Origin of the sequence: Paraburkholderia sp. NPDC080076 (assembly GCF_050281145.1) — a bacterium.
GTDB lineage: Bacteria > Pseudomonadota > Gammaproteobacteria > Burkholderiales > Burkholderiaceae > Paraburkholderia.
In genome coordinates this window covers 429989-438857 of the sequence record NZ_JBNNWQ010000007.1, presented here as the reverse complement: position 1 = coordinate 438857, position 8869 = coordinate 429989, and the positions used below count along the sequence as shown (strand labels likewise).

General features: G+C 57.9%; 7 protein-coding genes. 2 read left to right on the top strand and 5 right to left on the bottom strand.

Annotated elements, in window-relative coordinates:
• The 3 genes from ACQKRQ_RS27775 to ACQKRQ_RS27765 form a co-directional block, all read right to left on the bottom strand.
• Positions 1–683, bottom strand: a 683-nt coding sequence (locus tag ACQKRQ_RS27775; protein ID WP_427480879.1) for an extracellular solute-binding protein, incomplete at its 3' end; no start/stop codon positions are given.
• Positions 684–1147: 464 nt separating this feature from the next.
• Entirely contained in the window at positions 1148–1948 is an 801-nt protein-coding gene (locus tag ACQKRQ_RS27770; RefSeq protein ID WP_427480877.1) for a YkgJ family cysteine cluster protein, read from the bottom strand.
• Positions 1949–3193: 1245 nt separating this feature from the next.
• Entirely contained in the window at positions 3194–4222 is a 1029-nt protein-coding gene (locus ACQKRQ_RS27765; RefSeq protein WP_427480875.1) for a class I SAM-dependent methyltransferase, read from the bottom strand.
• Between the two features lie 261 nt (positions 4223–4483).
• On the opposite strand from ACQKRQ_RS27765, the gene ACQKRQ_RS27760 reads away from it, so the two are divergent.
• The gene (locus ACQKRQ_RS27760; protein WP_427480873.1) at positions 4484–4903 is read left to right on the top strand and encodes a MarR family winged helix-turn-helix transcriptional regulator; all 420 of its coding nucleotides are present in this window, start codon (positions 4484–4486) and stop codon (positions 4901–4903) included.
• A 90-nt stretch (positions 4904–4993) separates the two neighbouring features.
• Complete coding sequence (locus ACQKRQ_RS27755; RefSeq protein ID WP_427480871.1) at positions 4994–6331, top strand: chloride channel protein; 1338 nt, start codon at positions 4994–4996, stop codon at positions 6329–6331.
• A 384-nt stretch (positions 6332–6715) separates the two neighbouring features.
• Here the strand turns inward: ACQKRQ_RS27755 and ACQKRQ_RS27750 are convergent, their stop codons facing one another.
• Together ACQKRQ_RS27750 and ACQKRQ_RS27745 are read right to left on the bottom strand one after the other, a co-directional pair.
• Entirely contained in the window at positions 6716–6982 is a 267-nt protein-coding gene (locus tag ACQKRQ_RS27750) for an IS3 family transposase (RefSeq protein WP_427480922.1), read from the bottom strand.
• Positions 6983–7673: 691 nt separating this feature from the next.
• A complete protein-coding gene (locus tag ACQKRQ_RS27745) occupies positions 7674–7877 on the bottom strand; it encodes a cold-shock protein (RefSeq protein WP_132380842.1) in 204 nt (67 codons plus the stop codon).
• Positions 7878–8869 lie beyond the last annotated feature (992 nt).

Here is an 8869-nt window from a genome sequence, read left to right as displayed (position 1 = left end):
CCGTACGCGAAACACACGTCGCCGCCGACCAGGTCGTTGATATAGCCCGACGAGTTGAACTGCGTGATGTACGGGCGGATCTTCTTCATCATCTCAAGCGCGGCGCGGTAGTCGGCTGGGTTCGTGCTCATCGGATCCTTGCCGATGTAGTGCAGCGCGGCGGCGAACATCTGGTCCGGCGCGTCGAGCACGGAGACGCCGCAAGCCTTCAGCTTCGAAATGTTTTCCGGCTTGAAGAGGACGTCCCAGCTGTCGAGCGGCACGTTCTTGCCGAGAATCTGCTGCGCCTTGGTGACGTTGTAGCCAAGGCCGGTGGTGCCGTATGCCCAGGGCACCGTGAACTTGTTGCCCGGATCGGCGCCGGCGACGAGCGCCATCAGCGAAGGATCGAGGTACTTCAGGTTCGGCAGCTTGGATTTGTCGAGCGGCGCGAAGATACCGGCGGCGATCTGCTTGCCGGCGTAGTTGCTGGTCGGCACGACGATGTCGTAGCCCGAATTGCCGGTGAGGAGCTTGGCTTGCAGCGTGTCGTCGCTGTCGTAGTTGTCGTATTTGACCTGGACGCCGGTCTGCCTGGTGAAGTTCGGGATGGTGTCCTTGGCGATGTAATCGGACCAGTTATACACGGCCCCACTACCCGTCTTTTCATTCCGTTCTCCAATCCTGGTCGACCTCGGGCCCACCGCTCATTTCGCCGCCGCAGAGCCACGAAAAAATTAAAAGCTACCATTAATAATTGTCCGCATCAAAAAAATAGGCTTGGTTTTTTGAACGCCGAACCTATGGTAGAACTGTCGTTGCCTCCAGTCGACCACTCGACCCGCAACTGAAATTCGACTCGCGGGAAACAGGCGTTCAAACAATACGCTTTCCGGCTACCGGCAAGCAACCGCAAAACCGGCGCGAGTGCCTTGGAACAAGGGCAAGCTGACCGGACAGAAGTCCTCGCTCAGGCTGCCGAAATTCTGGGTGATCCGATCATGGCGCGCGGCGCGACATGTTGACCACCCATTAACGGTCGCTCGTTTCGGTCATGTTCGTGCGACCGGGTAGCTTCTGTCGACGGCCCAGGCCTCCATTGAACGTTACCGGACTTGCTGTACAACATCGGTCGGATCCTCTTACGATGCGTATCAAAGCTCGCGGCCTAACGTTTGTCCACGGAGGTTTGGCCGTTATCCAGTGACGACGGGAAAAACCCGTGATATCTGAAAGCTTTATCTGCGGTGCGCTGGTCGGGATAGCCAACCGCACCGACAGACGCGAGCGCCTCCATAGTCATGGAACGATTGGAAACAAACGTCCATTGCGCCGATTCGTCATCGGGAAGCGGTGACGCGCAACACTGCTCCAGGGCGGTCAGGAGGGCGTCACGGTCCGGTGTGTGAATGACGAACCCCTCGTTCGCGAGCGCGGCATGATCGAGTCCGAGCTCACGGCAAATCTGGATCCGCAGCGGCGTCTCTGACTGCGTGGCGAGACGCGACTGCTGGACGAGTTGATAGGTCGACGCATCGACAAGGACGCCTTGCCGTTGTAATGGCGTTGTTTGCCACGCTTCCGGCGGACAGGCCTTGTTTTGCGGCACCATGGTTACGAAGGGATTGATTTCCGCCGGATAGATTCTGCAGACCAACGGGCGTTCATCGTAAATACCGCAGAGCATGTCGGCGCGCAGATTGGGACACGCGCCAGCGAACGCCGCAGCGAGAATGATCGAGACGCGCACCGGTAACGTTCCGCTCATAACGGCTGACGAACGCGCCCGTTTGTACGCAGCCTGGGCATTGTCGGGCTCCGGCTCGACCGGCCATGGAATAGCTTCGCAGAGGAGTTCCAGCTGTCCCCCACGTTTTAGCCAATCGATCGCCTCGGTGATTGTCAGTGGCAGGCGCAAATCGTGGCAGCACTGGCCACATGTCGTACAGGCAAAGTTGGTATCGTCCACGCTGTTTGTCCTTTCAGGTTCGGTTGCGTCGTGCTTAGTCGGGCCCACGCCGAAATTCTTACAGGGATACACGGTGAAAAAAGTTGAGGCGTCGTCGTGGTTCAGTGGGCCGTGTGCGCGCCACATCGGTCCAGTGTCTGGTACAGCGCCCGCGCCCGGATCAAGCCTGGCGTATTTCCGTCGGATAGGCCGGACCTCACGCTTCCTGTGCAGCGCCGTGCAAGCCAGAGAGACCAGCGCACAGCATATATGGCACAATGTGCTATAAAGTTGGAGATAGACATTGAAAATTTGTATCCATCGCGACCTGGGGATGCCGCCTGCCCCGGTTCGCCCTTGAGCGTGAGGTCACGATGACCCTTGCCGCGTGGCTTCGTTCCTTTCTGTTCGACAGATTCCCGGCAGACGCTGATTTCAGGGATACGGGAACCAATCGTGTACGGGTGAGCTGGACCGTGCGCGTCGACGGCGGGACACGGCAGAACTCGCCTTACATAATATCCATTGCTCCGGTTGTCAGAGCGCTATGGGAAACGAGTGAAGCTGGCGAGCAGCGCGAAATTGCCGAGCGAATTGCCCAACTCGTCGACGCGCGATGGGTGAGCTACGACCCTCTCCGACGACAAGTCGATATTGAGCGGTTTGTAGTTGCAATAGACTCCGGAGACTTTCGACAGAGTCTTCAATCAACGCGCCCCGAAAAGCGTGACGGGTAACGGCAGGAAGGAGGCGATGACTGAAGGGGTGGGCATATTCCAGGTTGCATGCCGGCTGTCGATATCAATGAAGACGTCGACGAACTGGGTATGTGCGGCTGAGGTCGGCAAGCTGGAACGGACAGGCCGACATCGAAGGCCGCGAACTGAAAGCGAGCGGAGTAGACGTGGATCAAGCGGGAAGCTGGTTAAAGTAAAGATAGCGCACGCTTTGCTAAATCATGCGCGTCCCATTTTGCGAAGGCGTCGCGATGAGGTACGGCGCCGACTGAGCAGAAGCGACAGGACTGTGTGGTGGCGCAGATGCGCTGGCTGCTTCTGGCTCCGGTCCGCAGTCACGGCTCGCAGCGCCTATTTCGCAGTTCAGGGTTCGCTCTGAATCTGACCATCGACTGGGCGCGTTGAACGACCGCTGTCGACCTGAGCGGAAATCCGGATGGTGATACGTCAAATCCTGTCAGCCGGATCAGGCTCATCCTCGCAGCGTGCGCCACGTCCGGAACGAAGCAATCAGCAGAAACGATATGGATCAGGCCTGAGCCTGGAAGACCAGATTGAACGGCGTCTGCGTTGCCCGCGTGAACCGGGTGAAACCGCCCGCAGTGACCACGTTCCTGAGTCGTGTTTCGCCAGCCTGTGCGCCCAATGCCATTTGCCCTTCCTGCGCGAGCGAGGCTCCCGTACAGATCATTGTGGACGCCGAGCAAAACACACGCCCGACCGGATTCAGATTGTCCTCCAGCCTGTCGTTCGCGAAAGGCTCGACGATCATCCACGTGCCACCTGGCTTCAACGAATGCAACACATGCGCGGCAGCACCCGTCGGATCGCCCATGTCATGAAGACAATCAAAAAACGCGACCAGGTCATAATCTTTCCCGGGAAATTGCTGTGCGCTCGCCACGTCGAACGTTACCCGATCGCTCACTCCGGCTTCCTGTGCCGCTTCCCACGCCCGCTGGACAGACGGTTCGTGGTAGTCGAAGCCGACGAACGTTGCGTCCGGATAGGCCTGCGCCATCAGAATCGTCGAAGCGCCGTGACCGCAACCGACATCTGCGACTCTCGCGCCTTGTGCTTTGAGACGTGGTTCGACACCGTCCAGCGCCGGTATCCAGTCGCTGATCAGATGGGCTGCATAGCCCGGGCGGAAGAACCGTTCGGTTCCCTTGAACAGTGACGGATGATGCTGGTGCCATCCGACTCCGAGCCCCGTGCGAAAGGCAGATTCCAGTTTAGGCAAACTGCGAAACATCGCTTCCGCGCAGTCGCAGAAGCCGGGAATGAACGTTGGACTCGTTTCTTCGGCGAAGCACATCGCCATTTCGTTTTCAAGCTGGTACTGTGCGGTCGACGCGTCGTAGCGGATAAAGCCCGAGGCGGCCTGCGCGGCAAGCCATTCACGAACATATCGCGGCGCGAGACCCGTGCGTTCGGCGAGCTGTTCCGACGTCATCCAACCCTGTTCAGTCATTGCTTTATACAGGCCAAGCCGGTCGCCTAGCGCAATCAACGGTGCCGATGCAACCGCGCCGAACTCGCCAACCATGCGCGCCATGAAGTCCTGTACTTTCTATTCATCGTATTGCATGACCACCTCCTCGACGAAGGCAGAATTGATCTAACGAAATGGCGACTAATACCAACAATTCGCCAACTTTGAGCATGAGAATTATAGAAAAAAGAAGGCGCGATGAAAGGCCGGATTCACCTTGTCCTGGCTGACTTCGCCCTGTGTATGATTCGCGAACGATGCAGGCTGCGCACTTGAGGTACCGCAGCGCGTCGCCGAGTGACTGACCAACCAGCAGGATTTCGAATGAGTTCGAACGCGCAAACCAGAAAAGACCTTCCGGCCAAACACGATCTTGAAGCGATGTCCGTCTTCCGCTACGAGCTACGCAAGTTTCTGCGCGTGTCGGAAGAAATCGCCAGCGCGGCGGGTATCACAACGCTTCAGTATCAGCTGATGCTTCACGTGCGCGGTTTCGCTGGGCGGCAGTGGGCCACCGTCGGTGAACTCGCCGAACGGCTGCAGGCGGCGCCCAATGGCACCGCCGCGCTTGTCTCGCGATGCGAATCCGCCGGACTCGTCATCCGCAAGGCTGACGAGAATGATCGCCGCCAGGTTCAGGTGCATCTCACGCCAAAGGGGGAGCGCTGTCTGCTCAAGCTGGCTGCTCAGCACAAGGAGCAGTACGGCTCCTTCAGCTGGGTATTTGGCAATACCGGGCAATAGCGCCCACGTCGTCCTCATTCATCAATCGGAGGCAAGAGAGGCATGTATGTCACAATGTGCCTTAATTTGAATTGATGGAACGGTCTTTCAATGCTCATTCGCGGACTGTTGGACCGGCGCACGATTATGCGTGGCCGGCGTCTCTGGCTGCACTATGGAGTTTTCTGGCTCGGTGCAATCGCCACGGGGCTCGTCGCCGTCATGTACGCGCGGCTGATCGATTTCGGCTATGGCACCTTTGTGCGCTACACGACAACTTACCGGTGGCTGCCCCTTCTGCTCACGCCCGCAATTGGCGCATTCAGTGTCTGGATCACACGTCGTTATTTCGTAGGTGCCGAGGGCAGCGGCATTCCACAGGTTATCGCGACGCTGCATGACGGCCGCGAACTTGGACCGCGGCTGCTGACCATTCGCATCCTGGTGGGCAAGATCATCGTGTCTTTTCTGTCGATTCTGGGTGGATTCACGATCGGCCGGGAGGGCCCGACGATTCACGTGGGCGCCGCGCTCATGTTCAGCTTGCGGCGGTTTTATCCTGCGCGCCTCCTTGCCGTGCGGGGCGCGGCGCTCGAGCGCAATCTGGCTCTGGCAGGCGCCGCGGCCGGACTGTCCGCGGCATTCAATGCGCCGCTTGCCGGCGTGGTCTTCGCGATCGAAGAACTGACGCGCAGCTTCGAGCAGAAGAGCAGCGGCGTGCTGATTACCGCGATTATCTTTGCCGGCGTGGTTTCGCTAGGGCTCCAGGGCAACTACACGTATTTCGGCACTATCCAAATCGACGGTCATTTTCCCGATCTGCTCGCCGTTGCTGTCGTGATGCTGGGCGCCGTGACCGGCGTGGCGGGTGGCTCGTTCTGCTGGCTGTTGCTGAACACCGATCGCTGGATGCCCGGATGGCTCCTGGCGTTGCGACAAACGCGTCCTGTGGTGTTCGGCGCTGTGTGCGGACTTGTCATTGCTGCAATCGGCGTGGCTACAGCAGGCCATACGTTCGGCAGCGGTTACGTGGAAGCGCGCGGAATGCTCGAAGGCGATTCGCAACTCGGAGCGAGCTACCCGCTGCTCAAGATGGCGACAATGGTCGGCTCCTACCTGCCCGGGGCACCCGGCGGTCTGTTTGCGCCTTCTCTCGCAATTGGCGCGGGCATTGGTAACGCGCTGCATCTGGTTTTCGGGCAAATGCAGTTATCGATGCTGATTGCTCTGGGCATGGTCGGATATCTGGCCGCGGTGACACAAAGTCCGATAACGGCATTCGTCATCGTGATCGAAATGATCAACGGTCACGCGCTAGTGCTCTCGCTGATGGCGACAGCACTGGTTTCAAGTCAGGTGTCGAAACTGTTTGCGCCGCCACTATACGAGGCATTGGCACGACGATATACCGGTCGGCAGAAAGGCGAAATGCCTGAGAAATTGAGTTAGAACCGAGTAACACCTGCTCCAGGCAGGGTAAAGCATCAGATTTACCAAGGCACGTTCAAGGACGACGATCCGACGTTGGAGGTCGCCCGCCTAGAAAAGAGAGACGCCTGTAAGCCAGCGACGCGCTTCCATGCAATCGCTTTGTGAGTAAGGCCGACCAGCCTGGCGCGCGTCTTTCAACGACTCATTCTGGACAATAAGCGCGAGAGGCCTTTCATCCCCGATACCACGTGTGCTGCCCCTGCAAACGATCGAGCGCTCCATCGTCACTGTTTGAAGTTGACCCGGTTCGACGGATAGATTTGCAGTTGAGTTTAATGCGGTGTGGCACCTCCCGATAAGGTTGAATCGCGGGTTGTCCACGGTCGGGCGGCGGGTTGCCTGTCACGACCACGGCGCTGCCCCGGCGGTGGGCAACCCGCGCGGCAATAAGCTTTGATCTTGCGCATGCAGGTTTTCGAACTCGAGCGGCGAACAGTAGCCGATGCTGCTGTGCACGCGGCGTATGTTGTACCAGCTCTCCAGAAACGAGAACAGACGCCGCCGTGCCTGTTCGTGGGTAGCGAAGTGTTCGCGACAGAGCAGTTCGGCTTCGAGTGTGCCGAAGAACGACTCGCACATCGCGTTGTCAACTTCAATGCGGCTTTCCATGAGCGACAACTTACTTCGCCTTCAATCAAAGAGTTTCATCGACATATAAAGCCATACGTTGGATGAGACTCTTTCGGGCGACACGCCCGCAGGAGAGTGCAGGGCTTCGTACGGATAGGTCATAGGGGAACGAAGCGCTATGCGCGACGGACCCGTATAACGAAACTTGCTAAGCATCGGGGTTTTCGCCGACTTGGTCGTGACTACCGGTGACTATCTATCCACCGTGCGCCCACGTAAGTCCAGCGACCTGAGCATCTACTTCGGTCTCAAAGCTTCCAAGAACACCTGAGGCTTCGACGAATTTCGAGCCTTTTGTGATTGTCCCTCTGCCAGCATATCGCTCCGACTGCAGGATATCTCCATGCTCTCGGATGGCGTGCCCCCAAATGGCATACCCTTTGTAGACTTCAACTTCCATGTACGCCTTACGACAATAGTGGGACGTCCCATCGAGAATTTGGGGCACCGACATATCTGCGCCAGCTTTCTGCGGCAGACGCATCCGGTATGCGTCTGCATTTCAGTTTCTTCGCTTGATAAGCAGGTCAGCTACTCCTGCCGGGGTTGCAGTTTCCCGGATGCCTGGTCGAGTGGACCATCTGCGGACACGACAACGATGGCGGTCCTTTCCGCACACAGGAGAGGCGCCTGGCGCTTTAAGCCTTGGCTACCGGCTTGCGGCATGTTCCTAGAGCGGCTGAATGTTTGCGGCCTGCTTGCCCTTTGGTCCCAGCTTGACCTCGAAGCTGACCTTTTGCCCGTCGCTAAGAGACTTGAAGCCTTCCGACTTCACTTCGGAAAAATGGGCAAACAGGTCTTCACCACCATCGTCCGGAGCGATGAAACCGAAGCCCTTTGCATCGTTGAACCACTTTACTTTGCCCGTCTGCATTATCTGATTCCAAGGAAGTTAAAAAGAGTCATTGACTCGGTGTTGAAAATTCAAAAAGTTGCGCTGCACGCGTGCGGACGCGAGTTGGAAAAGCTTTCCTGTTCCCGGGGAAACCATTGTCTGGGCTTGCGAATTGTTATTCGGGTTGCAATGCGTGCCTACTGCGATGGTTATGTCCGACCCGAAGACATGCAGCCCCGTGTCATCTGCTTGTGTGAAACAAGTCAGCCGTTCCAGGCCTGCGCCCATCGGACGCCCGCCAAGTGGGGCGAGCATTCTCGGGCGGCCTGCATCCGGCGCCTGGGATCTGCCGGAGCGCTGGCGAGCCGGTCAAGCAGTCGCTGTAGCCGTTCCCGTTGCCTTCGCAAGAGCCCGGGCGTTGCGTACGCCTGAAGAACCCGACCGCGCCAGTAAGTTTGTGCGAACAACGAATCGGCACCGTCCGCACACAGGACCCGCTCAAGATGCGTAATCGCAGTGTCAAGGTTTTGAGGCGTGTAGGGGCTCACCCAGGCGCCTGCTTTGGTCGCGATTTTCACAATGTTTTCTCTCAGTTCTATAGCTTTTCTGACGAATGGCACGCAGTGCAAAAGGTGCCGCCCGGCCCTCTGCCGAGAAGGCAATTAGTCAGATGTTCAGTATGTCTTTCGAAACGTAAGAAAAAAGATACAGGAAACACCACGCCTGAAGAAACCCGGTTTACCCCTCATTCGAAAACGTCTGTCGCTCCAAAGTCGGCGTCACATTTATATGATGTATTGCAGCGTCTGCTGTTGCCGGAAAGTAGGTCGCTGACAAGTTCATTCGAACAGTATTGCGTCATCGAGCCGGTCCGGTCTTCTCGAAGGCGTTGCGCGTGCTTCTGGAAGTCGTGGGGTATCAGGTCAGTTTGCGCTACCGGCCTCGAATTCAGTCGCGTAAGGATGAGCGTGCCCGCCTTACCAGGCGAGCCGCCTTCTTTCAACGGCCTGCGGAAAGTTAGCGATGCGAAA